The organism is Pantoea piersonii (assembly GCF_003612015.1).
Taxonomy (GTDB): Bacteria; Pseudomonadota; Gammaproteobacteria; order Enterobacterales; family Enterobacteriaceae; genus Pantoea; species Pantoea piersonii.
The window spans coordinates 141,504-165,020 of the sequence record NZ_RARB01000004.1; the positions used below are offsets into that span (position 1 = coordinate 141,504).

The following is a 23,517-nucleotide window of genomic DNA, read 5'->3' on the forward strand; positions in this document are numbered from 1 at the left end:
TCCAGCGGATTTCCAACTTATCGGGAAAGCGGAATTACGTCAAATAGCGTTCCTGGTCGTGTTTTTATCAAGGTTAAATGAATTAACTTATTGAATTTAATTGAATTTAACCCTAAAAAACTGTCGGTTGGCCATTTAGCAGGACCGGCGGAAATGTGAACTGTCTCACTGTCATGAAGCGGTCATATCCCTTTCCCGTGCTGGCTAGAAGGGCTTTAACAGCAGAATCTGCTACATAGCAGATTACCCGCACATCATGTATCTGTTTTTCTTATAACGGCATATTTGAATCAAACGCGGGGTCGCCATAAGTAAAATTAATCAGAACAGGTTCGATTATCCACGCAGTTAAAATGAATTTCTATTCAAAAGAATAAAGAGGTGCCGGGACAACGGAACGCTGTCGGCAAAGAGAGAAATGAAAGACTTAGATCACAATCGCCGGTAAACAGGCGGCCCTCCAGATTATTCGGTTGGCACAATTAGTCAAGTGATTTAGCGTCTGCGCGGACATCGTCGCCGATCGTGGCGTCAGATGCACCATAACAGGGCATAACGCGCGCTTTCCTGCGCGTCGTCGCGCCAACGGCAGGGTAATTACGCTATGATGAGCCTGTTCTTTTCCAGGGAGTTCGTATGAAACAGATTCGCCTGCTGGCGCAGTATTACGTTGATTTAATGGTTAAGCTGGGACTGGTGCGTTTTTCGCTGTTGCTGGCGTCGGCGCTGGTGGTGCTGGCGATGGTCGTGCAGATGGCGGTGACCATGGTGCTGCGCGGACATGTCGAGAGCATTGACGTCGTCCGCTCGGTTTTCTTCGGGCTGCTGATTACGCCCTGGGCGGTCTACTTTCTCTCCGTGGTGGTCGATCAGCTGGAAGAGTCGCGCCAGCGTCTGTCGCGGCTGGTGGATAAGCTGGAGGAGATGCGCACCCGCGATTTAGAGCTAAACCAGCAGATGAAAGAGACCATCACGCAGCTCAACCAGGAAATTAGCGATCGTATTAAAGCGGAGCAGGCGCGCGAGCAGGTGATGGATAAGCTGCGCGAAGAGATGGCCCGCCGCGAACAGGCGCAGATCGAGCTGGAACAGCAATCCTCATTTCTGCGCTCTTTCCTCGATGCTTCCCCCGATCTGGTGTTCTACCGCAATATCGACAAGCAATTCTCCGGCTGTAACCGCGCCATGGAGCTGCTGACCGGAAAAAGCGAAAAACAGCTGATTGGCCTGACGCCGCGCGATATTTACGACGAGGATGCCGCCACCAAAGTGCTGGAGACGGATGAGAAGGTCTTCCGTCATAACGTCTCGCTTACCTACGAACAGTGGCTGCAATACCCTGACGGGCGCAAAGCCTGTTTTGAAATCCGCAAAGTGCCTTACTACGACCGCGTCGGCAAACGCAGCGGACTGATGGGCTTCGGCCGCGATATAACCGAGCGTAAGCGCTATCAGGACGCGCTGGAGAACGCCAGCCGGGAGAAAACCACCTTTATCTCTACTATCAGCCATGAGCTGCGTACGCCGCTTAACGGCATTGTCGGCCTGAGCCGTATTCTGCTTGATACCGATCTCAATCAGGAGCAGTTGAAATACCTGAAAACTATCCATGTTTCCGCTATTACGCTGGGCAATATCTTTAACGACGTCATTGAGGTGGACAAGATCGAGCGCCGCAAGGTGCAGCTGGATAACCAGCCGCTCGACTTCACCGGCTTCCTCGCGGATCTGGAGAACCTCTCCGGACTGCTGGCGCAGCCGAAGGGACTTAAGTTCGTTATGGCACCGAACCTGCCGCTGCCGCATAAGATTTGCGCCGACGGCACGCGCCTGCGTCAGATTCTGTGGAACCTCATCGGCAACGCAGTGAAGTTTACCCAGCATGGGGAGATCGTAGTGCGCGTCGCCTATGAGCAGAACGAGACGCTGCGCTTTGAGGTTGAGGACTCCGGGCAGGGAATTCCGCAGGAGGAGCAGGACAAGATCTTCGCCATGTACTATCAGGTGAAAGATCAGCACGGCGGCAAACCGGCGACCGGCACCGGCATCGGACTGGCGGTATCGCGTCGACTGGCGCAGGCGATGGGCGGCGATATCAGCGTGCGCAGCGCGCCGGGACAAGGCTCCTGCTTTACCGTGCTGATCAAAGCGCCACGCGTGGCGGAAGAGGTGGAGGATGACGACAGAGACGACAGCATGCCGCTGCCGGCGCTGCACGTCTTGCTGGTAGAAGATATCGAGCTGAACGTGATCGTGGCGCGCTCGGTGCTGGAGAAGCTTGGCTGTAGCGTTGAAGTCGCCATGACCGGCCAGGCTGCGCTGGAGATGTTCGACCCGCTGGAGTTCGATCTCGCCCTGCTGGATATCCAGCTGCCGGATATGACCGGTCTCGACGTCTCGCGCGCTATTCATCAGCGCTACCCAGGCGCCAGCCTGCCGCCGCTGGTGGCGCTGACCGCCAACGTGCTCAAGGATAAGAAAGAGTATCTAGATGCCGGCATGGACGATGTGCTCAGCAAGCCGCTATCCGTGCCGGCGCTGACCGCCATGATTAAAAAGTTCTGGGATCATCAGAGCGAAGAGAGCGAGGCTGACCGTCCCGAAAGCGATGACAAGACGCGCACGCTGCTTGATGTGCCGATGCTGGAGCAATATATCGAGCTGGTGGGCCCCAGCCTGATTACGCAGAGCCTGACGATGTTTGAACAGATGATGCCTGGCTATCTTGAGGTGCTGGATTCAAATCTGATGGCGCGCGATCAGAAAGGCATTGCGGAAGAGGGGCACAAAATCAAAGGCGCGGCGGGATCGGTCGGGTTACAGCATCTACAGCAGGTGGCTAAGCAGATCCAGAGCCCGGAACTGCCGGCATGGTGGGACAACGTAGGCGAATGGATTGAAGAGCTAAAACAGGAGTGGCGTCATGACGTTCAGGTGCTGCGTGACTGGGTAGCGGAAAGAGAAAAGCCAGGGGCTTAAAAAAAATGACCCCAGTCGAAGACCGGGGTGCGCGAATACTGCGCCAACACCAGGGAAAAAGGCGCTGTTGCTATACTTAGAGGAGTTAAAGTGCAGCAGCGTGGTATTGGTTAACGTCTGTCATCACCTTAGCAAATTCATTAATGACCAGGGAAAGATTCATTAAAATGTGTGATGTTGAGCAGCGTTTAAATACAGAAAACATTAATTTGGCAACACAGTCAAGCAAGGAATTAATTTCTGCGTTGCATTGCGCTTATTTTGACCAATTGTTCTATTTTTTGTGCGGTTTTTGTTTGCCTGAACGATCGGAACATGGTCTCAAACACGGGAAAATGAGTCTGACCCGCCAGGGCCGCTTTTTATCAATGTAACACAATGAAATTTATGGGATAACAGGGTATTAACCTCACTTTATCCAAAACGTTTTGGAAAGCATGACCCTAAAGTTCCAGATTTGATTTAAGTCCTGTTGATTTGCAGGGTTTCAGCCGGGAAACTGAGCGCCTGAGAGGCCACCAGAAAGATCAAATTAGCAGCCTGACGGTGTATATTGTGTAACCATCATAGTCAAATGGTGAAAAGCAGAACAGCGCGCCAAAAGGCACAGTTTAGAAAGGTGAATGATTCAAAACGATCCTTATCACAAATGGTTAAGTATATGGTGTGGAAAGGGATAAGCGATAAACAAGTATGGAACCGATTCCTTTTTGACGGAAGTGCTTGATGTCATTCGATCTGTCTTAATATTTAGAGGGTAGAATGTCGCTGCTGAGATTAAAAAAAACGCATCTTATTGCGCTTCTTCAGCGATTTTGACCAAGACCGGGCTTTCATCACGCTGGTAATTGATTAATGCAGGGAACAGGTAAGAGAACATTGCATGAGCAAGAATAAAGGGAGCCGCTGGCGTCGCATTAAACGAGCCGGTATCGGCGCTGTTGTCGTTATATTGGGTATCTGGGCGGCTGGAATTGCCCTGTTTGCCTTTCTTCCCGTGCCGTTTTCAGCGGTGATGGCGGAACGGCAGATTGGTGCCTGGCTGCGCGGCGATTTTCATTACGTAGCGCATTCCGACTGGGTGGGGCACGACGAGATCTCTCTTTGGATGGGGCTGGCGGTTATCGCCTCGGAAGACCAGAAATTCCCAGAGCACTGGGGCTTTGACGTCAATGCGATTGAAACGGCGCTGGGCAGCGAAAGCGAGCGCATGCGCGGCGCTTCGACGCTGTCGCAGCAAACGGCAAAGAATCTTTTTCTCTGGGATGGACGCAGCTGGGTGCGAAAGGGGCTGGAAGCGGGATTAACGGTCGGCATTGAAACCGTCTGGACCAAACGGCGCATTCTGACGGTCTACCTTAATATCGCCGAATTTGGTCAGGGAACCTTTGGCGTAGAAGCGGCGGCGCAGCGTTATTTTCATAAACCGGCCAGCCGCCTGACGATAGCAGAAGCCGCGCTGCTGGCGGCCGTGCTGCCTAATCCCATCCGGTTTCGCGCCGATGCGCCCTCAGGCTACATACGCCAGCGTCAGCAATGGATTATGCGCCAGATGCGCCAGCTGGGCGGTGAAGGCTTCCTGCTGCGTAATCATCTTAACTAGCGATTAGTCTTCGTCGAAACCAGCCTCGAAAAGCTCAATAACGGCAGCCAGCGCCTGATGTTCTTCCGGGCCGCTGGCTTCGATTTCAATATGCCCGCCTTTTGCCGAATCGAGCATCAGCAGCGCGATAACGCTGCTGGCCTCCGCCTCGGTCCCGGCCTCATTACGCAGCAGAACCTCAGCGTTAAAGCTCTGCACCAGTTCAAACAGCTTCATGGCCGGACGCGCATGCATGCCCAGCTTATTTTTAATTTCTACAGTTTGTTTGACGGTCATGATTTGCGTTTTTCCAGCGTGCGATGGCGAGACTGTACGTTTTTGCCGCGTGAGCGGAAGTAGTCAGCCAGCTGCTCAGCGATATAAACCGAACGGTGTTTACCGCCCGTACAACCGATAGCGACGGTGAGATAGCTGCGGTTGTTGGTTTCCAGCATCGGCAGCCACAGCTCGAGGTAGCTGCGCGTCTGGTAGATAAAGTTGTGCACTTCGGTATGGCGATCGAGAAACGCCGCTACGGGGCGATCGAGGCCGGTCATTGGGCGCAGCTTGGGATCCCAGTGCGGGTTAGGCAGAAAGCGCACGTCGAAAACGTAGTCGGCATCGATAGGGATGCCATGCTTGAAGCCAAATGACTCAAACACCATCGTCAGCTCGCGTTCGCGCTTGCCCAGCAGCCGCGTGCGCAGCATCTCCGCCAGCTCGTGAACCGACATTTCAGACGTATCGATAATTAAATCGGCCCGTGAGCGCAGCGGCTCCAGCAGATCGTTCTCTTCGTCGATAGCGCTTTCCAGCGACAGGTTTTTACTGGAGAGCGGATGCAGGCGGCGCGTGTCGCTGTAGCGGCGGATCAGCGTATTGCGATCGGCGTCCAGAAACAGCAGCTGCGGTGAAAAGGCGTCCGGCAGATTGTTCAACGCATTTTCAAAAATTTCCGGCGACTCCGGCATGTTGCGCACGTCGATGCTGACGGCAGCCGAAATATTACGCTCTACCAGCGAGTTCGCCAGCTCGGGCAACAGCACCACGGGCAGGTTATCGACGCAGTAGAAACCCATATCTTCAAGCGCGCGTAGCGCCACCGATTTTCCTGAGCCTGACCGACCGCTAACGATCATCAGCACCATGACCTTCTCTCCCGTTTTAAACCGGCACGCACGCCGGTAAAAGCGCAGCGCGCGTTACTGCTCCTCTGGAGCTTCTGTAATAATGGCGTAGAGTTCTTCATCGCTTTGTGCCGCGCGCAGGCGGCGACACACGGTCTTGTCCGCCAGACGTTTCGCGACCAGAGACAGGGTGTGCAGGTGGGTTTTGCACTGGTCCGCGGGCACCAGCAGCGCAAACAGCAGATCAACCGGCTGGTTGTCCACCGCGTCGAATGCGATAGGCTGGTCAAGGCTGATAAAGACGCCTACGGCGCGCAGCGTGTCCTCTTCCAGCTTGCCGTGCGGAATAGCGATACCGTTGCCGATACCGGTACTGCCCATGCGCTCACGGGTCAGGATCGCTTCAAACAGCGTTTGATGCGGCAGATTAAGCTGCTTCGCTGCCAGTTCGCTGATAATTTCCAGCGCGCGCTTTTTACTCTGGCAGTGTACGCCGTTGCGCGTACAGTCCGGCGTCAGCACGGTGCTCAGTTCCAGTGTCAGATCGTTGTTCATTGTCGTTTCACTTGCGAGTTCACAGAGCCGCGGGCCTGCCGCGCTTAACGACCGCGCGGTATCCCGTGGCGCTTGCACAGATGGCAAAACGGGGCGGTAAATCCGCCCCATCCAGACCGCCCTGAGCGCGCGGCGCGCGCTCTGCAAGCGTGAAGGTTAGTGTTTTTTCAGTTTGTCTTTATGCCGGGTTAGCTGACGGGCAAGTTTATCGACCAGCCCGTCAAGCGCCGCATACATATCTTCCGCTTCCGCCGTGGCGTGCAGCTCGCCGCCGTTGACATGCAAGGTCGCTTCCGCAACCTGGGTGACCTTTTCCACTTTCAGAACAATATAAACCTGATTGATACGATCGAAATAGTGTTCCAGTTTGGCAAATTTGTTGCTGATGAATTCACGCAGCGCTTCGGTGATTTCAACATTTTGCCCAGTGAGGTTTAGCTGCATAGGTCTTCCTTCTCATTTCTGTCAAACCAGCTGTTTACGCTGGTTGGAGGGCGGGATAGATAAAGACTCGCGATATTTAGCGACGGTTCGGCGCGCCACCATGATGCCTTGTTCAGATAACATGGAGGTAAGCTTACTGTCACTCAAGGGTTTAGCGGGATTCTCCGCCGAGATTAATTTTTTCACCAGCGCGCGGATAGCCGTTGAGGAGGCTTCGCCGCCGCCTTCGGTATTGACGTGGCTGGAGAAAAAATATTTAAGTTCAAAGATGCCGCGCGGGCTGTGCAGATATTTCTGCGTGGTTACGCGCGAAATGGTGGACTCATGCATATCGACGGCCTGCGCGATATCCGCCAGCACCATCGGACGCATAAATTCTTCGCCCTGCTCGAAAAAAGCCTGCTGCTGCTCAACGATGCAGCGCGTTACTTTCAGCAGCGTATCGTTGCGGCTTTCCAGGCTTTTAATCAGCCATCGCGCCTCCTGCAGGTTGCTGCGGATAAACTGGCTGTCGCTGTCGTTACGCGCGGCGCCGCCCATGGCGGCGTAGTGTTGATTGATCTTCAGACGCGGCACGCTGTCGGCATTCAGTTCAACCGTCCAGCGCGTGCCGATCTTGCGTACCAGCACGTCGGGAATGACATATTCCGGCTCGCCGGTCTGTACCGACTGGCCAGGGCGCGGATCCAGCGACTGGATCATCAGCATCGCCTCTTTCAGCACATCTTCTTTGAAACGGGTTACGCGCATCAGGCTGCGGAAATCGTGGTTAGCCAGCAGATCGAGGTGGTTGCTGACAATCAGGCGCGCTTCGGCCAGCATTGGCGTGGTCGGCGCGAACTGAGAAAGCTGCACCAGCAGGCAGTCGCGCAGATCGCGCGCGCCGACGCCGACGGGATCGAAGCGCTGAATGCGCTTCAGCACCGCCTCGACTTCATCCAGCGCCAGTTCGTCATTACCCATGCTGTCGAGGATCTCGTCAAGCGAAACGGTAAGGTATCCGGTATCGTCGATAGCATCGACGATCGAGGTGGCGATAGCGCGATCGGTATCGGTGAAAGGGGTCAAATCCACCTGCCACATCAGGTAATCCTGCAGTGACTGGGTCGTTTCGCCCTGATAGATCGGCAGCTCGTCATCCTGATAGTCAGTGCCAGTGCCGGAAGGCGTGCCTGCGGTGTACATTTCGTCCCAGGTGGCGTCGAGCGGCAGATCGTCCGGCATCTCTTTCTGTTCAAGCGCCTCGCGCGTGTCCAGCACCTCATCTTCCTGATAGTCGCGGCTGTCGATCTCTTCATGCACTTCAGCCTGCTCCAGCAGCGGATTGCTCTCCAGCGCCAGCTGCAGCTCTTGCTGCAGCTCAAGCGTAGAGAGCTGCAGCAGCCGGATTGCCTGCTGCAACTGCGGAGTCATTGCCAGCTGTTGGCTGAACCTGAGTTGCAAACCTTGCTTCATATTCAGGACGGAATTTCCTAAGCAAACATCGTATTAACGACACCTTATCAGAGTCTGAACTCTTCGCCCAAATAAACCCGTTTAACCTGCTCATCTGCAAGAATTTCGTTCGGCGTGCCGTGAGCGATAAGGCGCCCCTGGCTGACGATATAAGCGCGTTCGCAAACCGCCAGGGTTTCACGCACGTTGTGGTCGGTGATCAAGACGCCGAGGCCGCTGTCGCGCAGGTGCTCGATGATCTTTTTGATGTCGATAACCGAGATGGGATCGACGCCGGCAAAAGGCTCATCAAGCAGGATAAATTTAGGGTTAGCGGCCAGCGCGCGGGCGATTTCTACGCGGCGGCGTTCACCGCCCGACAGCGCCTGACCCATGCTGTCGCGCAGGTGAGCGATATGAAACTCATCCATCAGCTCGTTGGCGCGATCCTGGCGCTGCTCTTCGGTAAGATCGTCGCGGATTTGCAGTACCGCCATCAGATTGTCATAGACGCTCAGGCGGCGGAAAATCGACGCTTCCTGCGGTAGATAGCCGATACCGCGCCGCGCGCGCGCGTGCAGCGGCAGAATGCTGATATCTTCCTGGTCGATCACGATGCGGCCAGCGTCGCGCGGCACGATGCCGACGACCATATAGAAGGTGGTGGTCTTACCCGCGCCGTTGGGGCCGAGCAGGCCGACGATCTCGCCGGATTTCACCTGCAGGCTGACATCTTCCACCACGCGACGGCCTTTATAGGCCTTCGCCAGGTTTTCTGCGATTAATGTGGCCATAGCGATCAGTTACTCTTTTTCGGGCTGTTAGCGTTCTTGTCCTGCAGCTGCGACGGCACCAGCACGGTGGTGACGCGTTTGCTCTGGCCCTGGCTGTAGGCCTGCATTTTCTGCTCTTTGACCAGATAGGTGATGCGGTCGCCTTTAATATTGCTGTCCTGCTGCTCAATGTAGGCGTTGCCGGTCAGCTCAACGAAATCTTTCGCCAGCTCATAGTGCAGTTTGGCGGCGTGGCCCTGAACCGGCTTGCCGCTGTCCTGCATCTGATAGAAGGTGGCAGGATTGCCGTAGGCATCGACGATGGTTTTGTTGCTGTCGCCGCCGGGACGCGTCACCACCACTTTATCGGCGGTGATTTTGATCGTTCCCTGGGTCACGATGACGTTGCCGGTAAAGGTCGCCACATTGCCTTGCAGGTCGAGCGCCTGGTTCTCGGAATCGATGTTGACGGGTTTGTCCGAGTCGCCGGTCACCGCCAGCGCGGGCAAACTGGCCGCCAGCAGCGCGCCGACCAGGAAAAACTTAAGGCTGTTGTTGTGCATTTTGGATTTCATAATAAGTTTTGACCTTTTCAATCAACTCGGCGTTTTTCGTCCGTAAATTCCCGCGCATCTTCATGCCGGTAGAGTTAAAACCGCGCCCGAATAAGGTTACCTGATCGTCGGACGTCACATCCTGCGAGACGAGGTTGACCTGCGCGTTGTCAGTTTTGATGCGCTGAAGCTGCGAATCCTGTGTCAGGGTATTCACCTCGACATGGCCATACAGATACAGCATACGATCTTTCGTTAATTTGGCTTTATCGGCGCGCACGGACCAGGTCGGCACTTTATTTTCGTCGTAGGTGGTCATGACTGGCTTATCGAACCAGCTCACCTCATCCGCCGAGAAATAGGTCACTTTTTCCGACACCAGTTTGTAGGCCAGCGCCCCTTGCGGGTTGTAGACCACGGTATTCGAATTCGCGCTGGTATAGGTCGGCTCCTGATCGTTGGCGGCGACCGGCGCGCTATTGTCATCCTGGCTGGTCAGGTTCCAGCCGATCAGCACCAGCGCAATCAAGGCCAGAATCAGCGTTATCCAACGCCTGCTTTTACTCATACTGATTGCCCTTTGGCATCCTCAAATTTGTTCTGCGCCATTAAAATCAGGTCGCACAGTTCGCGCACTGCGCCGCGTCCGCCCGCAATGCGCGTGACGTAACGGGCGCGCGGCAGCAATACCGGATGCGCATCCGCTACCGCCACGCTCAGCCCTACGCGGGCCATCACCGGCCAGTCGATAAGGTCATCGCCGATATAGGCGACCTGTTCGTCGGAAAGCGACAGTTTATCCAGAAGTTCGCGATAGGCCAAAAGCTTATCCGACTGTCCCTGGTAAAGATGACGAATGCCTAAAGTTTTGCAGCGATCCTCCATCAGGCGCGCATTGCGCCCGGTAATAATCGCCACCTCTATATCAGAGGTTAGCAAACAGCGGATGCCGTAGCCGTCGCGCACGTTAAAGGCTTTTAGCTCTTCGCCATTATTACCCATATAGATCACGCCGTCCGACATAACGCCGTCGACGTCGCAAATCAGCAGACGGATCTGGCTGGCGCGCGCCATCACCTCCGCGCTGACCGGGCCGTAGCAGGTTTCCACCAGGGAAGTATTTACCGACATTCTCGTTTCCTGTTCAGACTACGCCGGCGCGCAGCATGTCATGCATATGTACCACACCGAGCAGACGATCGTCATCGGCCACCAGCAGCGCGGTAATGTTTTTGTTTTGCATCAGGTTCAGCGCTTCTACCGCCAGCATATTGGGACGAACCCGAATGCCACCGCGCGTCATCACTTCTGAAATAGTGGCTTTCTGGAAGTCGATGCCCATATCGAAGATGCGGCGCAGGTCGCCGTCGGTAAAGATGCCTTCGATCTTCATCAGATCGTCGACAATTACCGTCAGCCCTAAATTTTTACGCGTGATCTCCAGCAGCGCGTCGCGCAGCGAGGCGTCGCGCGTAACGTGCGGGATCTCGTCGCCGCTGTGCATAATGTCGCTGACGTGCAGCAGCAGCTTGCGTCCCAGCGCGCCGCCCGGATGCGACAGCGCGAAATCTTCTGCGGTAAAGCCGCGCGCTTCCAGCAGCGCGACCGCCAGCGCATCGCCCATCACCAGCGTCGCCGTGGTGCTGCTGGTGGGTGCGAGTCCGAGCGGGCAGGCCTCCTGCGGCACTTTCACGCACAGGTGCACGTCCGCGACGCGGCCCATCGCGCTGTCGGGGCGGCTGGTAAGGCAGATAAGCTTCACATGCTGCCGCTTCAGCACCGGGATCAGCGCCAGAATCTCATTGGACTCGCCGCTGTTGGAGATGGCGAGCACGATATCGCTGCGGCCGACCATGCCGAGATCGCCGTGGCTGGCTTCGCCGGGATGCACGAAAAAGGCGGGCGTGCCGGTACTGGCGAAGGTGGCGGCCATCTTTTTGCCGATATGGCCCGATTTGCCCATGCCCATGACGACGACTTTGCCCTGACAGCGATAGATCATCTCGCAGGCGCGCGTGAAGTCGTCGTTAATATACTGGTCCAGCTGCTCCAGACCTTCACGCTCTATGCGCAGTACCGCTTTTCCCGCCGTCTGAAAGTCGAAATTCGCAATTGAAAGCTGAGTTGACATGGCAAATCGGTCCTTTGTTATCCGTCGATGAAAGCGGGCTGAATCCACAAAAGCGCGCCCCAGACGATGAAACCACAGAGTAAGAATGCTCCCGCAACGCGGCCGATGCGGCGGCTGCGCTGCAGGCAGAGCAGGGCGAACAGCACGCTGACTCCCAGCATCACCCAGTAATCGCGCGCAAAAGCGTGTTCATCGACGCTGCCGGGATTTATCAGCGCCGGTAAGCCCAGCACGATGGCGATATTATAAATATTGGCGCCGATTAAATTACCGATAGCGATATCATCTTCGCCTTTCAGCGCGCCTGCCAGCACGGTCGCCAGCTCCGGCAGACTGGTGCCTACCGCGATCAGCGTCCCGCCCATCACCAGTTCGCTGACGCCGAAATAATCGGCAAAGGCGGTAGCGTTATCGATGACCATGCGCGTCGCCATCGGCAAAATAATCAGCGCGACCGCCAGCCAGAGAAAGGCTACTGTATTGCCGCTCTCTTCACGCGGCAGCTCCGCAAGCTGTTCGCGCGTCAGGGTGTCGCTATTGTCGCGTTCGGCGCGGCGGGCAAAGCGGATTGCCACCAGCAAATAGACGATGGCGATAGCGATCAGGCCAAGCCCGTCAAGACGGCTCAGGTAGTTGTCGAACAGCATCAGGCCGCTGAGTAGCGAAACCAGCAGCATCAGCGGCAGCTCGCGTCGTACCAGGTTGGAGTATATGTTCAGAGGGTGCAGCAGCGCCGCGCCGCCGAGTATCAGTAAAATATTGGTAATGTTGGAGCCCAGCGCGGTGCCTACGGCGAGATCCATCTGGCCATGCTGCGCCGCTGAAAAAGAGAGGATCATCTCCGGCAGCGATGTGCCGATGCTGACGACCGTCATGCCGATAATCAGCGGCGGGATACCAAAGGATCGACACAGGATCGCGGCGCTAAACACCAGGCGATCGGCACCATAAGCCAGTAAAATCAAACCGATGATCAGCAGGGCAGAGGCTACGAACATGGAAAATCCTTGGATGAAATGCGTTGCCGGCACGTCTTGTGCGGCAGGTTTCAGGTTCTGTCATCATAAACAGGCGCTGATTTTGACCGTCTGAGCGGCAAAAGTAAATTTTATGCCCGCTTTAGCCAAATGAAGGCGGTAAGTTTCTGTAAAGCTATCGTGCACTGGCGTGTTACAGGCTACCATCGTACGCTTTATAACGCCCGCTCCACAGAAGAGGTAATAATGGACCAACAGGAAACGAACCTGGTTGAGGTTCGTGGCGTCAGTTTTTCACGCGGCGATCGTCCGATTTTCGACGATATTTCGTTGACGGTGCCAAAGGGAAAAGTCACGGCCATTATGGGACCGTCGGGCATAGGTAAAACTACGCTGCTGCGTCTGATTGGCGGCCAGCTGCAGCCCGATCGGGGCGAGATCTGGTTTCGCGGCGAAAACATTCCTCGGCTGTCCCGCGCGAAACTCTATGAAACCCGTAAAAAGATGAGCATGCTGTTCCAGTCCGGCGCGCTGTTCACCGATCTGACCGTCTATGAAAACGTGGCCTGGCCGCTGCGTGAACATACTCAGCTTCCTGCGCCGCTGCTGCACAGCACGGTGATGATGAAGCTGGAAGCGGTGGGATTACGCGGCGCGGCGCAGCTAAAACCGGCGGAGCTCTCCGGCGGTATGGCGCGGCGTGCGGCGCTGGCCCGCGCTATCGCGCTTGAGCCAGAGCTGATTATGTTTGACGAACCGTTCGTCGGCCAGGATCCCATTACCATGGGCGTGCTGGTAAAGCTGATCGACGAACTGAACCACTCGCTGGGTCTGACCTGCATTGTGGTATCGCACGATGTGCCTGAGGTACTCAGCATCGCCGACAGGGCCTATATCGTAGCCGGGCAGAAAATCATCGCTCAGGGCAGCACGCCGGAGCTGCGGGAAAACCCCGATCCGCGCGTGCGCCAGTTTCTGGATGGGATTGCGGACGGACCTGTCCCGTTCCGGTTTGCCGCCGGAGACTATCTTGCCGATTTAACCGGCTCAGGGAGAATGTAAGCCAATGTTGTTAAAGGCGCTGGCGTCATTGGGACGTCGGGGAATCAATACCTGTTCCACCTTTGGCCGGGCAGGCTTAATGCTGTTTCACGCACTGGTGGGCAAACCTGCCTTTCGTAAACACGCGCCGCTGCTTATCAGGCAGCTTTACAGCGTCGGCGTTTTGTCGCTGCTGATCATCGTGGTTTCCGGGCTGTTTATCGGCATGGTGCTGGGGCTGCAAGGCTATCTGGTGCTGACGACCTACAGTGCGGAAACCAGTCTCGGCATGCTGGTGGCGCTGTCGCTGCTGCGCGAGCTGGGACCGGTGGTCACGGCGCTGCTGTTTGCTGGCCGCGCCGGATCGGCGCTGACGGCGGAGATTGGCCTGATGAAGGCGACCGAGCAGCTCTCCAGCATGGAAATGATGGCGGTGGATCCGCTGCGTCGCGTCGTTTCGCCGCGCTTCTGGGCGGGCTTTATCAGCATGCCGCTGCTGGCGCTGATCTTTACCGCCGTCGGTATCGCAGGCGGCGCGCTGGTAGGCGTGAGCTGGAAGGGCATCGATCCCGGCTTTTTCTGGTCGGCGATGCAAAACGCGGTCGATTTCCGCACTGACGTAATCAACTGCATTATCAAAAGCGCCGTTTTTGCCGTGACGGTCACCTGGATCGCGCTGTTTAACGGTTACGACGCGATTCCGACCTCTGAAGGGATCAGCCGCGCGACGACGCGCACCGTGGTGCACGCCTCACTGGCGGTGCTCGGTCTGGATTTTGTGCTGACAGCACTGATGTTTGGGAACTAAAGCAATGCAAAGCAAAAAAAGCGAAATTTGGGTTGGCGTGTTTATGCTTCTGGCGCTGGTGGCGATGCTGTTTCTCTGCCTGCGCGTAGCGGATCTTAAGTCGCTCGGCACGCAGCCGACCTGGCAGCTCTATGCTACCTTCGATAACATCGGCGGGCTGAAAGTGAGCTCGCCGGTCAAAATTGGCGGCGTGGTCATTGGCCGCGTTACCGACATCTCTCTTGAACCTAAAACCCTGCTGCCGCGCGTTACTATGGCGATCAGCGATGAGTACGCCAATAAGATTTCCGACACCAGCTCGCTGGCGATCCGCACGCAAGGCTTACTCGGCGAGCAGTTTTTAGCGTTGAATTTAGGTTTCGACGATCCCGAGCTGGGTTCGGCGATGCTGAAAGACGGCGATACGCTCCGCGATACCAAGTCGGCTATCGTGCTGGAAGACCTGATTGGTCAGTTCCTGTATAAGAGCGGCGGCGACAATAAAAATGGCACGAATAACAAGGATCCGCAGAGCGCCGACAGCGCGCCTGCGGCCCCGGCCCAACCCTGAGAGGTAAAAATTGATGTTTAAGCGTTTACTAATGGTTGCCATGCTGGTCATCGCGCCGCTGGCTGCGGCGAATGCAGCCGATCAAACCAACCCCTATAAGCTGATGAACGAGGCGGCGGCGAAAACCTTCACCCGCCTGAAAAACGAGCAGCCGAAAATCAAGCAGAACCCCAACTACCTGCGCGACGTGGTGCGCCAGGAGCTGCTGCCTTACGTGCAGATCAAATATGCCGGCGCGTTAGTGCTGGGCCGCTACTACCGGGAAGCGACGCCGGCGCAGCGTGAAGCCTATTTCAGCGCGTTCGGCGACTATCTGGCGCAGGCTTACGGCCAGGCGCTGGCGCTCTATCACGGCCAGACTTATCAGATCCAGCCGGAGCAGCCGCTGGGCAACGCCAATATCATCGCGATTCGCGTGACCATTATCGATCCCAACGGTCGCCCGCCGGTACGTCTGGATTTCCAGTGGCGTAAGAACAGCCAGACCGGAAACTGGCAGGCTTACGATATGGTGGCGGAAGGGGTCAGCATGATCACCACCAAACAGAACGAATGGAGCGACCTGCTGCGCACCAAAGGCATCGACGGCCTGACCGCACAGCTTAAAACCTACGCGGCGCAGCCGATTACGCTGGATAAACAGTAACGATGCATGAGTCATTACGCTGGCAGCGTGACGCCAGCACGCTGTCGCTGTACGGCGAACTGAACCGCGATACGCTGCTGGCGCTGTGGCAGCAGCGCGACACGCTGATCGACAAAGCGGAGATTATTGATGTCTCTGGACTGGCGCGCGTCGATTCAGCCGGTCTGGCTTTGCTGGTGCATCTGCGGGAAATCGCGCGCGCGCAGGGCATCACGCCGCGTTTTAGCGGCATCAGCGATAAATTGCAGTCGCTGATTACTCTCTACAATCTTCAGCAGATTATTGTTTCTGCGGAAAAAAGCAGCTGATCGCTTTCTGCTCTGTTAAGCCCCTGTTTTTCGCAGGGGCTTTTGCATGTTTAAGAGTCCGCCGCTTTCCTCTAAGATGTTACCCTTTATTATTTTCAACTTAAGTAATGAGCAATGGAAAACAGTGAAATTCAGGCTGTGCTGATGAAAGCGCTGCCGCTGGAAGAAGTGCATGTGATGAGCAACGACGGTAGCCACTTTCAGGTGATTGCCGTAGGTGAAATGTTTGGCGAACTGAGCCGTGTGAAGAAACAGCAGGCCGTTTACGCGCCGCTGATGGAATACATTGCCGACAACCGCATTCATGCCGTCTCCATTAAAACCTATACCCCTGCTGAATGGGCGCGTGACCGTAAACTCAACGGTTTCTGAGCCTGCATCATGGGCGCTCGCCGCTGGCGAGCTCTACCCGTCTTTAGTTAATTGAGAGCCGTGTTAATGGACAAATTTCGTGTGCAAGGCCCCACCCGTCTGAGTGGTGAAGTGACCATTTCCGGGGCGAAAAATGCCGCGCTGCCGATTCTGTTTGCTGCGTTGCTGGCTGAAGAGCCGGTCGAGATCCAGAACGTGCCGAAGCTGCGCGATATCGATACCACTATGAAGCTGCTGAGCCAGCTGGGTGCGAAGGTTGAGCGCAACGGTTCCGTCCACGTTGACGCCAGCAAAGTCGATATTTACTGCGCACCGTATGAGCTGGTGAAAACCATGCGCGCATCTATCTGGGCGCTGGGCCCGCTGGTGGCGCGCTTTGGCCAGGGACAGGTTTCTCTGCCGGGCGGCTGCGCGATTGGCGCGCGTCCGGTCGATCTGCATATTACGGGTCTGGAGCAGCTGGGCGCGGAAATCAAGCTGGAAGAGGGCTACGTTAAGGCCTCTGTCAACGGCCGTCTGAAAGGCGCGCATATCGTGATGGATAAGGTAAGCGTCGGCGCGACGGTCACCATCATGAGCGCCGCGACGCTGGCGACCGGCGTCACCATCATTGAGAACGCAGCGCGCGAGCCGGAAATTGTCGATACCGCCAACTTCCTGATTACGCTGGGCGCGAAGATCAGCGGCGCAGGCACCGATAAGATCACCATTGAAGGCGTTGAGCGTCTGGGCGGCGGCGTCTACCGCGTGCTGCCGGATCGTATCGAAACCGGCACCTTCCTGGTAGCGGCGGCGATCTCAGGCGGTAAAGTGCTGTGTCGCAACACCCAGCCGGACACGCTGGACGCGGTGCTGGCGAAACTGCGCGACGCGGGCGCCGACATTGAAACCGGCGATGACTGGATCAGCCTGGACATGCATGGCAAACGCCCTAAAGCGGTAAACGTGCGTACCGCGCCGCACCCTGGCTTCCCGACGGATATGCAGGCGCAGTTCACCCTGCTTAACCTGGTCGCGGAAGGGACGGGCGTGATCACCGAAACGATTTTCGAAAACCGCTTTATGCATATTCCTGAGCTGATTCGTATGGGCGCGCACGCGGAGATCGAGAGCAACACCGCTATCTGTCACGGCGTGGAAAAACTCTCCGGCGCACAGGTAATGGCGACCGACCTGCGCGCATCGGCGAGTCTGGTGCTGGCGGGCTGCATCGCTGAAGGCACGACGCTGGTGGATCGCATCTACCATATCGATCGCGGCTATGAGCACATCGAAGACAAGCTGAAGGCGATGGGCGCTCAGATTGAGCGCGTAAGCGGCGAGTAATCGCGACTTTTATCTTTACTGAAACCAGCCACGTTCGCGCGGCTGGTTTTTTTGTGCCTGAACGATCTTCAGGTGCTGGTGGGATCCTGCTTGCACTTCTCATGCCCTGAAGGGGATCGAATACGCTTTTTACGATCCAGCAGCAGATGCGTCTTCGGATCGTAGTAGCGGCTTGGCCAGATCTCAGCGGGATGGACGTTAATCGCGTCGGCAATCAGCCATTCGCCTTTTGGCCATGGACGCGACAGGGCATTTGCCAGCGTGGATGAACTTAATCCTGCCTGGCGTGATAATGCCGCCAGCGTTGTACCGCGTCTGCGCAGCGCGGCTATCACATCGGCTGGATGCCAGTCTTTATTCCTTTTTTGCATATCGCATTCTCCTTGTTCCTTGCATGTCTGTTCCCTGTATAGCCAGGGGGCGTTATCGGTTTCTCTTATCTGGAAATTTATAGAAATTTTATAACAGAAACGTTCCATTTCTTTCCAGTAATTTTTGGAGCAGTCCCGAGAAGTGCGCACCACTACGCAAAAGTACGGCAACAGGCAGAATGTATTGCTGAAAAAGTCGAGGCAGAGAGGAAAGAAGAGAGCGGAGCTGCGCAGGCAGCTCCGGGGGATATCAGAAATCGCGCTGTACAGACATATGCGCCAGCGCTTCAAGCGCGCTGCGCCAGGGGGATTCCGGCAGCGCGCTGAGCGCCTCAATCGCTTTGTCCGCTTCCTGTTCGGCGCGCTTGCGCGTCCACTCCAGCGAGCCGCACTGCTGCATCGCGGCCAGCACCGGTTCGAGAAGATGACGGCCATTGCCCTGTTCGATCGCTTCGCGGATCATTTTCGTCTGTTCCGGCGTGCCGTTATGCATCGCATGCAGCAGCGGCAGCGTCGGCTTACCCTCGCTCAGATCGTCGCCGGTATTTTTGCCCAGCGTGGCGCCGTCGGCGCTGTAGTCGAGCAGATCGTCGATTAACTGGAAAGCCGTGCCGAGAAAGCGACCGTAATCCTGCATCGCTTTTTCCTGCGCCGGAGTCGCTTCGGCGAGAATGGCGGATGCCTGCGACGCCGCCTCGAACAAACGCGCGGTTTTGCTGTAAATCACGCGCATATAGCTCTCTTCGGTGATGTCAGGGTCGTTGACGTTCATCAGCTGCAGCACTTCACCTTCGGCAATCACGTTCACCGCTTCGGACATCAGCGCCAGGATACGCAGCGAACCCATGCTGGTCATCATCTGGAAAGCGCGGGTGTAGATAAAATCGCCGACCAGCACGCTGGCCGCATTGCCGAACGCCGCGTTCGCGGTGGCTTTGCCGCGACGCATATCGGATTCATCCACCACGTCGTCATGCAGCAGCGTCGCGGTGTGGATAAATTCGATCAGCGCCGCGTTAGTGACGTGCAGTTCGCCCTGATAGCCCAGCGCGCGTGCTGAGAGCACGGCGATCATCGGACGGATGCGCTTACCGCCGCCGCTGATGATGTAATAGCCCAGCTGATTAATCAGCGAGACCTCGGAATTCAGCTGGTCGAGGATGGTCTGGTTGACGGCCGCCATATCCTGCGCGGTTAATTCATTAATTTGTTCTAAGTTCATTCGTCTGTTCAGCTTTGACTCGTTTCAACGGCTCATGGTACGTGCTTTAACCAGCCTGAGTTCAGGTAATCTGTTACTGATTGTACTTGAATTTTCCGGATGAGAAACGTTTGCGATCGGCCTGTGTTTTTTTTCTGCAAGAGAGTGCAAAGTGCACTTGTCTTCTGCTGGAGTTTTGCGTAGAATTCGCGCCCTATTGTGAATATTTATCGCGCCGCCTGATGAACGAAAGGCATGCGCAGAAGCGGAGTTTTATATGTACGCGGTTTTCCAAAGTGGTGGTAAACAACACCGAGTAAGCGAAGGTCAGACCGTTCGCCTGGAAAAGCTGGACATCGCAACCGGTGAAACCATTGAGTTTGACCAGGTGCTGATGATCGCAAATGGCGAAGACGTGAAAATCGGCGCGCCACTGGTTTCAGGCGGCGTGATCAAGGCTGAAATCGTTGCTCACGGTCGTGGCGAGAAAGTTAAAATCGTTAAGTTTCGTCGTCGTAAGCACTACCGTAAGCAGGCTGGCCACCGTCAGTGGTTCACTGATGTGAAAATTACTGGCATCAGCGCTTAAGAGGAGATCTGACAAATGGCACATAAAAAGGCTGGTGGCTCGACTCGTAACGGTCGTGACTCCAATGCAAAACGTCTGGGTGTAAAACGTTTCGGTGGCGAATCTGTTCTGGCAGGTAGCATCATCGTTCGTCAGCGTGGCACTAAATTCCACGCCGGTAACAACGTAGGTTGTGGTCGTGACCACACTCTGTTCGCTACCGCAGACGGCAAAGTAAAATTCGAAGTGAAAGGTCCGAACAACCGTAAATACATCAGCATCGTTGCTGAGTAAGGTTGTCGTGACGCAGACAGCGACTGTCTGAACGCACGAATAAAAGCCCCGCAGCCATTGCGGGGCTTTTTACATTCTGCGACCTGTCGTTCTGTATTGCTGTACACTTTATGTACGCCTGATGCAAATCAGTCCTGATTTATCCGCCGCCGGTCAGCGCAGACAGACCCTGGCGGACCCGTCCGCTGCTCTCTCAGGAGCGCGGACGACTGTGTGACGGAGAAATAAAATGAAGTTTGTTGATGAAGCGACAATCCTGGTGGTTGCCGGCGATGGCGGCAATGGCTGCGTCAGCTTCCGCCGTGAGAAATATATTCCTAAAGGCGGCCCGGACGGCGGCGACGGCGGCGACGGCGGTGACGTTTACCTGGTTGCCGACGAAAACCTGAATACCCTGATTGACTACCGCTTTGAAAAATCTTTCCGCGCCGAGCGCGGTCAGAACGGCCAGAGCCGGGACTGTACCGGCAAGCGCGGTCAGGACATCATCGTCAAGGTGCCGGTCGGCACGCGCGTGATCGATCAGGGTACCGGCGAAACGCTGGGCGACATGACGCGCCACGAGCAAAAGCTGATGGTCGCCAAAGGCGGCTGGCACGGGCTGGGCAACACCCGCTTTAAGTCTTCGGTAAACCGTACGCCGCGTCAGAAAACCATGGGTACGCCGGGCGAGAAGCGCGATTTACAGCTGGAGCTGATGCTGCTGGCCGACGTCGGCATGCTGGGCCTGCCGAACGCCGGCAAATCGACCTTTATCCGCGCCGTATCGGCGGCTAAGCCAAAAGTGGCGGACTATCCGTTTACCACGCTGGTGCCGAGCCTGGGCGTGGTGCGTATGGACAGCGAGCAGAGCTTTGTGGTTGCCGATATCCCGGGCCTGATTGAAGGCGCTGCCGAAGGCGCTGGCCTCGGCATCCGCTTCCTGAAGCACCTGGAGCGCTGCCGCGTGCTGCTGCACCTTATCGATATCGCGCCGATTGACGAGTCCGATCCGGTGGAAAACGCGCGTATTATTCTCGGCGAGCTGGAAAAATACAGCGACAAGCTGTTCAACAAGCCGCGCTGGCTGGTGTTCAACAAAGTTGACCTGATCAGCGAAGAGGAAGCGCAGGCGCGCGCCAAAGCGATTGCTGAGGCACTGGGCTGGGAAGAGAAGTACTACCTGATCTCTGCGGCAAGCCGCCAGGGCGTTCAGGATCTCTGCTGGGACGTGATGAGTTTCATCAACGCCAACCCGAAAGAAGCGGAAGAAGAAGAGAAGAAACCCGAGAAAGTCGAATTCATGTGGGATGATTACCACCGTGAAGCGATGGAAAGCGCGGTTGAAGAAGAAGATGAAGAGTGGGATGACGACTGGGACGAAGATGACGACGAAGGCGTCGAAATCATCTACCAGCGTTAATGCCGGAAAAAAGGGACAGCGAAAGCTGTCCCTTTTTGTTTATCCCAGCACCGCCACCGTCAGACGCGACGAGCAGCAGAGCTGGCCGCGCGCGTTGCGGATCTCTATCTGCCACACCTGATTGCGTGAGCCGATATGCAGCGGACGGCAGATGCCGCGCACTTCGCCGCTGGAGACTGAGCGGTGGTGGCTGGCGTTCACCTCAATGCCGACCACGCTTTTTCCCTCTTCGGTGCAGAGATAGCCAGCGATCGATCCCATCGACTCCGCCAGCACCACCGACGCGCCGCCGTGTAGCAGGCCGAAAGGCTGATGGGTACGCGCGTCAACTGGCATTACCGCTTCCAGATAGTCGTCGCCGATCGCGGTAAAGCGGATGCCGATATGCGCCACCAGCGAGTTCTCGCCGATAGCGTTCAGCGCGTCGAGATCGGTTTCGCGTTTCCAGATCGCCATCGGTCAGGCTCCCAGCGTCGCGCCGCCGTCGACCACGATATCCTGCAGTACGACATGGCTGGCGAGATCCGAGGCGAGGAACAGTACGTTATGGGCGATCTCCTGCGGTCTGGCGATCTTACGCAGCGGGATCCCAAGCTTATATTGATCCGGGAAGCCGTCGATCATCTCCTGTTCGGCGGTCGGCGTATGCCACAGGCTGCGCTGCATCTCGGTATCGGTCGAACCGGGCGAAACGATATTGCACCGAACGCCATAAGGCGCCATCTCCAGGCCCACCGTCAGGGCAAGGCTGCGCAGCGCGGCTTTCGACGCGCCGTAAGCTGACATGCCAATACGCGGCGCGTGCGCCGAGTTAGAGGCGATAGTAACGATGGCACCCGCCCGCTGCTGGCGAAAGAGCGGCAGCGTCTGCTGAAACATATTAAAGGCGCCGCCGACATTGACCGCCAGACAGGCCTGGAAATCTTCAAATGAGATTTCATCGGTCGCGCCGATGCGCAGGATGCCCGCGCCATTTACCAGCACGTCGAGCCGCGGCTGCTGCGCCAGCAGAGGCTGGCACGTCGCTTTCACCTGCTCCGGGTCCGCAACGTCCAGCCTGTGGCAGGCGAAAGGGTAGTCATGGTCGTGAAAGCGCAGGTCGAAGCCCTGAACCTGCGCGCCCGCCGCATGGAAAGCGAGCGCGGTGTGATAGCCGATGCCCTGGCCTGCGCCGGTTACCCAGACGATTTTACCGCTGAAATCAAAGTGCTGGCTCATTGTGCAGGCTCCCGCGACAGCAGCGTCCACCAGCTGTCGATGGTCGGGTTTTTTGCCAGGCTAACGAAGTCGATATCGCCGTGTACCTGACGCCAGCGCGCCGCCAGCGCCATCATGCGAACGGAATCCAGACCGTAGTCGATCAGGTTCTCGCTATCTTCCGGCACGTCGTCATCCTCCAGCAGCGGCAGGATCAGCGCGCGCAGATCGTCTTTGCTGAGCGGCAGCGGCATCAGATCGGCGGTCATCACTACTTTGCCGCTGCGTCCGGCGGTATAGGTCAGCGCCATCATATGCTCTTCGCGGCTAAAGTCAGCCAGCGCATCCGCCACCATAAAGGGCTGAATATTGCGCATAAAGGCGTCGGTGGCGGTGGTCAGGCAGCCGATGTGCGCATAAACGCCGGTAATAATCAGCTGGTCGCGACCCATCTCCTGCAGGATCGACTCCAGCGGCGAGCGTACAAAGGCGCTGTAACGCCACTTGGTCAGTACCTGATCCTCCGCATCGGGCGCCAGCGCATCCACGATCTTCTGCTGATCCGGATGTTTGTTCAGGCCCGGCCCCCACATATCGTTGAGCAGCGCGCGATCTTCATCGCTCTGCTGATTGGGCTGCGCGGTATAGAACACCGGAATGCCCTGCGCCTTACACCAGGCGCGCAGGCGGGCGATATTCTCCACCACCTGATTAACCAGCGGGCTGTTTTCGCCCCAGAAGTTAAGGAAATAGGCCTGCATATCATGAATAAGCAGCGCGGCGCGCTGCGGCTCCAGCGTCCATTTCACCTTGTTGGTGGGCAGCTCGGCGGCGGCAGGCAGCGGATATGAGGTCAGTTTTGGAATAGCCATAAAAT

The 23,517-nt window shown here is 56.6% G+C and carries 28 protein-coding genes; 12 read left to right on the plus strand and 16 right to left on the minus strand.

The annotated features are described in order from the left end of the window. Positions 1-636 precede the first annotated feature (636 nt). Positions 637-2,979, plus strand: coding sequence for an aerobic respiration two-component sensor histidine kinase ArcB (gene arcB / locus D7S44_RS12600; RefSeq protein WP_120455336.1), 2,343 nt, complete (start codon positions 637-639; stop codon positions 2,977-2,979). Positions 2,980-3,862: 883 nt separating this feature from the next. Continuing rightward, positions 3,863-4,582, plus strand: a complete 720-nt coding sequence (mtgA, locus tag D7S44_RS12605; protein WP_120455338.1) for a monofunctional biosynthetic peptidoglycan transglycosylase — start codon at positions 3,863-3,865, stop codon at positions 4,580-4,582. A 3-nt stretch (positions 4,583-4,585) separates the two neighbouring features. On the opposite strand, the gene npr is transcribed toward mtgA, so the two are convergent. From npr to D7S44_RS12660, 11 genes are all read right to left on the minus strand, one after another. Next, entirely contained in the window at positions 4,586-4,858 is a 273-nt protein-coding gene (gene npr / locus D7S44_RS12610; RefSeq protein WP_120455340.1) for a PTS phosphocarrier protein NPr, read from the minus strand. After that, a complete protein-coding gene (gene rapZ / locus D7S44_RS12615; protein ID WP_120455342.1) occupies positions 4,855-5,709 on the minus strand; it encodes an RNase adapter RapZ in 855 nt (284 codons plus the stop codon). Before rapZ ends, npr begins: the two co-directional genes overlap by 4 nt. A gap of 54 nt (positions 5,710-5,763) precedes the next feature. After that, positions 5,764-6,243 carry a PTS IIA-like nitrogen regulatory protein PtsN gene (gene ptsN, locus D7S44_RS12620; RefSeq protein WP_120455344.1) on the minus strand — a complete coding sequence of 160 codons (480 nt, stop codon included), beginning with the start codon at positions 6,241-6,243 and terminating at the stop codon, positions 5,764-5,766. A 156-nt stretch (positions 6,244-6,399) separates the two neighbouring features. After that, a complete protein-coding gene (hpf, locus tag D7S44_RS12625; protein ID WP_120455346.1) occupies positions 6,400-6,687 on the minus strand; it encodes a ribosome hibernation promoting factor in 288 nt (95 codons plus the stop codon). Positions 6,688-6,708: 21 nt separating this feature from the next. Beyond that, a complete protein-coding gene (gene rpoN / locus D7S44_RS12630) occupies positions 6,709-8,142 on the minus strand; it encodes an RNA polymerase factor sigma-54 (RefSeq protein ID WP_120455348.1) in 1,434 nt (477 codons plus the stop codon). 47 nt (positions 8,143-8,189) lie between these two features. Beyond that, positions 8,190-8,915 (minus strand): LPS export ABC transporter ATP-binding protein, encoded by a 726-nt coding sequence (lptB, locus tag D7S44_RS12635; protein WP_120455349.1) that lies wholly within the window; start codon positions 8,913-8,915, stop codon positions 8,190-8,192. A 5-nt stretch (positions 8,916-8,920) separates the two neighbouring features. After that, positions 8,921-9,469, minus strand: a complete 549-nt coding sequence (gene lptA / locus D7S44_RS12640) for a lipopolysaccharide ABC transporter substrate-binding protein LptA (protein WP_120455351.1) — start codon at positions 9,467-9,469, stop codon at positions 8,921-8,923. After that, positions 9,438-10,016, minus strand: a complete 579-nt coding sequence (gene lptC / locus D7S44_RS12645) for an LPS export ABC transporter periplasmic protein LptC (RefSeq protein WP_120455353.1) — start codon at positions 10,014-10,016, stop codon at positions 9,438-9,440. Before lptC ends, lptA begins: the two co-directional genes overlap by 32 nt. Next, complete coding sequence (gene kdsC, locus D7S44_RS12650; protein WP_120455354.1) at positions 10,013-10,579, minus strand: 3-deoxy-manno-octulosonate-8-phosphatase KdsC; 567 nt, start codon at positions 10,577-10,579, stop codon at positions 10,013-10,015. The genes lptC and kdsC overlap by 4 nt, the downstream gene beginning before the upstream one ends. Before the next feature lie 13 nt (positions 10,580-10,592). Beyond that, the gene (gene kdsD, locus D7S44_RS12655) at positions 10,593-11,579 is read right to left on the minus strand and encodes an arabinose-5-phosphate isomerase KdsD (RefSeq protein WP_120455356.1); all 987 of its coding nucleotides are present in this window, start codon (positions 11,577-11,579) and stop codon (positions 10,593-10,595) included. Between the two features lie 17 nt (positions 11,580-11,596). Further along, complete coding sequence (locus D7S44_RS12660; protein ID WP_120455358.1) at positions 11,597-12,577, minus strand: calcium/sodium antiporter; 981 nt, start codon at positions 12,575-12,577, stop codon at positions 11,597-11,599. 225 nt (positions 12,578-12,802) lie between these two features. On the opposite strand from D7S44_RS12660, the gene mlaF reads away from it, so the two are divergent. From mlaF to murA, 7 genes are all read left to right on the plus strand, one after another. Further along, the gene (gene mlaF, locus D7S44_RS12665; protein ID WP_120455360.1) at positions 12,803-13,618 is read left to right on the plus strand and encodes a phospholipid ABC transporter ATP-binding protein MlaF; all 816 of its coding nucleotides are present in this window, start codon (positions 12,803-12,805) and stop codon (positions 13,616-13,618) included. A gap of 4 nt (positions 13,619-13,622) precedes the next feature. Then, entirely contained in the window at positions 13,623-14,405 is a 783-nt protein-coding gene (gene mlaE, locus D7S44_RS12670; protein ID WP_120455362.1) for a lipid asymmetry maintenance ABC transporter permease subunit MlaE, read from the plus strand. A 4-nt stretch (positions 14,406-14,409) separates the two neighbouring features. After that, complete coding sequence (mlaD, locus tag D7S44_RS12675; protein WP_120455364.1) at positions 14,410-14,955, plus strand: outer membrane lipid asymmetry maintenance protein MlaD; 546 nt, start codon at positions 14,410-14,412, stop codon at positions 14,953-14,955. Between the two features lie 13 nt (positions 14,956-14,968). Beyond that, positions 14,969-15,601 (plus strand): phospholipid-binding protein MlaC, encoded by a 633-nt coding sequence (gene mlaC, locus D7S44_RS12680; protein WP_120455366.1) that lies wholly within the window; start codon positions 14,969-14,971, stop codon positions 15,599-15,601. A gap of 2 nt (positions 15,602-15,603) precedes the next feature. Then, positions 15,604-15,909 (plus strand): lipid asymmetry maintenance protein MlaB, encoded by a 306-nt coding sequence (mlaB, locus tag D7S44_RS12685; RefSeq protein ID WP_120455368.1) that lies wholly within the window; start codon positions 15,604-15,606, stop codon positions 15,907-15,909. A 114-nt stretch (positions 15,910-16,023) separates the two neighbouring features. Next, on the plus strand, positions 16,024-16,281 hold the full coding sequence (gene ibaG / locus D7S44_RS12690) for a BolA family iron metabolism protein IbaG (protein WP_120455370.1): 258 nt from the start codon (positions 16,024-16,026) through the stop codon (positions 16,279-16,281). 66 nt (positions 16,282-16,347) lie between these two features. Next, positions 16,348-17,607: a UDP-N-acetylglucosamine 1-carboxyvinyltransferase gene (gene murA, locus D7S44_RS12695; RefSeq protein ID WP_120455372.1), complete on the plus strand. Its 1,260-nt coding sequence runs from the start codon at positions 16,348-16,350 to the stop codon at positions 17,605-17,607. A 68-nt stretch (positions 17,608-17,675) separates the two neighbouring features. Here the strand turns inward: murA and D7S44_RS12700 are convergent, their stop codons facing one another. Both D7S44_RS12700 and ispB read right to left on the minus strand, forming a co-directional pair. Further along, positions 17,676-17,978, minus strand: a complete 303-nt coding sequence (locus tag D7S44_RS12700; protein ID WP_120455374.1) for a helix-turn-helix domain-containing protein — start codon at positions 17,976-17,978, stop codon at positions 17,676-17,678. Positions 17,979-18,228: 250 nt separating this feature from the next. Further along, a complete protein-coding gene (gene ispB / locus D7S44_RS12705) occupies positions 18,229-19,200 on the minus strand; it encodes an octaprenyl diphosphate synthase (RefSeq protein ID WP_120455376.1) in 972 nt (323 codons plus the stop codon). A 256-nt stretch (positions 19,201-19,456) separates the two neighbouring features. Between ispB and rplU the strand changes: the two genes are divergently transcribed. The 3 genes from rplU to cgtA all read left to right on the plus strand — a co-directional run bounded on the left by rplU (position 19,457) and on the right by cgtA (position 21,443). Further along, positions 19,457-19,768: a 50S ribosomal protein L21 gene (rplU, locus tag D7S44_RS12710; RefSeq protein ID WP_033749281.1), complete on the plus strand. Its 312-nt coding sequence runs from the start codon at positions 19,457-19,459 to the stop codon at positions 19,766-19,768. 15 nt (positions 19,769-19,783) lie between these two features. Further along, a complete protein-coding gene (gene rpmA, locus D7S44_RS12715) occupies positions 19,784-20,041 on the plus strand; it encodes a 50S ribosomal protein L27 (RefSeq protein WP_006121751.1) in 258 nt (85 codons plus the stop codon). Positions 20,042-20,270: 229 nt separating this feature from the next. Further along, positions 20,271-21,443, plus strand: a complete 1,173-nt coding sequence (gene cgtA, locus D7S44_RS12720) for an Obg family GTPase CgtA (protein ID WP_120455378.1) — start codon at positions 20,271-20,273, stop codon at positions 21,441-21,443. A 39-nt stretch (positions 21,444-21,482) separates the two neighbouring features. On the opposite strand, the gene D7S44_RS12725 is transcribed toward cgtA, so the two are convergent. From D7S44_RS12725 to D7S44_RS12735, 3 genes are read right to left on the minus strand one after another with little or no spacing between them, the layout of a single operon-like run. Next, positions 21,483-21,899, minus strand: a complete 417-nt coding sequence (locus tag D7S44_RS12725; protein WP_096072476.1) for a hotdog fold thioesterase — start codon at positions 21,897-21,899, stop codon at positions 21,483-21,485. A gap of 3 nt (positions 21,900-21,902) precedes the next feature. Beyond that, positions 21,903-22,661 (minus strand): 2,3-dihydro-2,3-dihydroxybenzoate dehydrogenase, encoded by a 759-nt coding sequence (gene dhbA / locus D7S44_RS12730; protein WP_120455380.1) that lies wholly within the window; start codon positions 22,659-22,661, stop codon positions 21,903-21,905. Beyond that, positions 22,658-23,512, minus strand: coding sequence for an isochorismatase (locus tag D7S44_RS12735; RefSeq protein WP_120455382.1), 855 nt, complete (start codon positions 23,510-23,512; stop codon positions 22,658-22,660). Before D7S44_RS12735 ends, dhbA begins: the two co-directional genes overlap by 4 nt. Between the last annotated feature and the right edge of the window lie 5 nt (positions 23,513-23,517).

What these genes read in the sequence shown, in the direction of transcription:
- mlaC (WP_120455366.1), top strand. Translation starts at nt 14,969, where the DNA reads ATGTTTAAGCGTTTACTAATGGTTGCCATGCTGGTCATCGCGCCGCTG.
- mlaB (WP_120455368.1), top strand. Translation starts at nt 15,604, where the DNA reads ATGCATGAGTCATTACGCTGGCAGCGTGACGCCAGCACGCTGTCGCTG.
- lptC (WP_120455353.1), bottom strand. Translation starts at nt 10,016, where the DNA reads ATGAGTAAAAGCAGGCGTTGGATAACGCTGATTCTGGCCTTGATTGCG.
- D7S44_RS12725 (WP_096072476.1), bottom strand. Translation starts at nt 21,899, where the DNA reads ATGGCGATCTGGAAACGCGAAACCGATCTCGACGCGCTGAACGCTATC.
- mlaE (WP_120455362.1), top strand. Translation starts at nt 13,623, where the DNA reads ATGTTGTTAAAGGCGCTGGCGTCATTGGGACGTCGGGGAATCAATACC.
- rpmA (WP_006121751.1), top strand. Translation starts at nt 19,784, where the DNA reads ATGGCACATAAAAAGGCTGGTGGCTCGACTCGTAACGGTCGTGACTCC.
- D7S44_RS12700 (WP_120455374.1), bottom strand. Translation starts at nt 17,978, where the DNA reads ATGCAAAAAAGGAATAAAGACTGGCATCCAGCCGATGTGATAGCCGCG.
- kdsD (WP_120455356.1), bottom strand. Translation starts at nt 11,579, where the DNA reads ATGTCAACTCAGCTTTCAATTGCGAATTTCGACTTTCAGACGGCGGGA.
- hpf (WP_120455346.1), bottom strand. Translation starts at nt 6,687, where the DNA reads ATGCAGCTAAACCTCACTGGGCAAAATGTTGAAATCACCGAAGCGCTG.
- mlaD (WP_120455364.1), top strand. Translation starts at nt 14,410, where the DNA reads ATGCAAAGCAAAAAAAGCGAAATTTGGGTTGGCGTGTTTATGCTTCTG.
- arcB (WP_120455336.1), top strand. Translation starts at nt 637, where the DNA reads ATGAAACAGATTCGCCTGCTGGCGCAGTATTACGTTGATTTAATGGTT.
- lptB (WP_120455349.1), bottom strand. Translation starts at nt 8,915, where the DNA reads ATGGCCACATTAATCGCAGAAAACCTGGCGAAGGCCTATAAAGGCCGT.
- npr (WP_120455340.1), bottom strand. Translation starts at nt 4,858, where the DNA reads ATGACCGTCAAACAAACTGTAGAAATTAAAAATAAGCTGGGCATGCAT.
- cgtA (WP_120455378.1), top strand. Translation starts at nt 20,271, where the DNA reads ATGAAGTTTGTTGATGAAGCGACAATCCTGGTGGTTGCCGGCGATGGC.
- rpoN (WP_120455348.1), bottom strand. Translation starts at nt 8,142, where the DNA reads ATGAAGCAAGGTTTGCAACTCAGGTTCAGCCAACAGCTGGCAATGACT.
- D7S44_RS12735 (WP_120455382.1), bottom strand. Translation starts at nt 23,512, where the DNA reads ATGGCTATTCCAAAACTGACCTCATATCCGCTGCCTGCCGCCGCCGAG.
- lptA (WP_120455351.1), bottom strand. Translation starts at nt 9,469, where the DNA reads ATGAAATCCAAAATGCACAACAACAGCCTTAAGTTTTTCCTGGTCGGC.
- rapZ (WP_120455342.1), bottom strand. Translation starts at nt 5,709, where the DNA reads ATGGTGCTGATGATCGTTAGCGGTCGGTCAGGCTCAGGAAAATCGGTG.
- ispB (WP_120455376.1), bottom strand. Translation starts at nt 19,200, where the DNA reads ATGAACTTAGAACAAATTAATGAATTAACCGCGCAGGATATGGCGGCC.
- ptsN (WP_120455344.1), bottom strand. Translation starts at nt 6,243, where the DNA reads ATGAACAACGATCTGACACTGGAACTGAGCACCGTGCTGACGCCGGAC.
- kdsC (WP_120455354.1), bottom strand. Translation starts at nt 10,579, where the DNA reads ATGTCGGTAAATACTTCCCTGGTGGAAACCTGCTACGGCCCGGTCAGC.
- mtgA (WP_120455338.1), top strand. Translation starts at nt 3,863, where the DNA reads ATGAGCAAGAATAAAGGGAGCCGCTGGCGTCGCATTAAACGAGCCGGT.
- ibaG (WP_120455370.1), top strand. Translation starts at nt 16,024, where the DNA reads ATGGAAAACAGTGAAATTCAGGCTGTGCTGATGAAAGCGCTGCCGCTG.
- murA (WP_120455372.1), top strand. Translation starts at nt 16,348, where the DNA reads ATGGACAAATTTCGTGTGCAAGGCCCCACCCGTCTGAGTGGTGAAGTG.
- mlaF (WP_120455360.1), top strand. Translation starts at nt 12,803, where the DNA reads ATGGACCAACAGGAAACGAACCTGGTTGAGGTTCGTGGCGTCAGTTTT.
- dhbA (WP_120455380.1), bottom strand. Translation starts at nt 22,661, where the DNA reads ATGAGCCAGCACTTTGATTTCAGCGGTAAAATCGTCTGGGTAACCGGC.
- rplU (WP_033749281.1), top strand. Translation starts at nt 19,457, where the DNA reads ATGTACGCGGTTTTCCAAAGTGGTGGTAAACAACACCGAGTAAGCGAA.
- D7S44_RS12660 (WP_120455358.1), bottom strand. Translation starts at nt 12,577, where the DNA reads ATGTTCGTAGCCTCTGCCCTGCTGATCATCGGTTTGATTTTACTGGCT.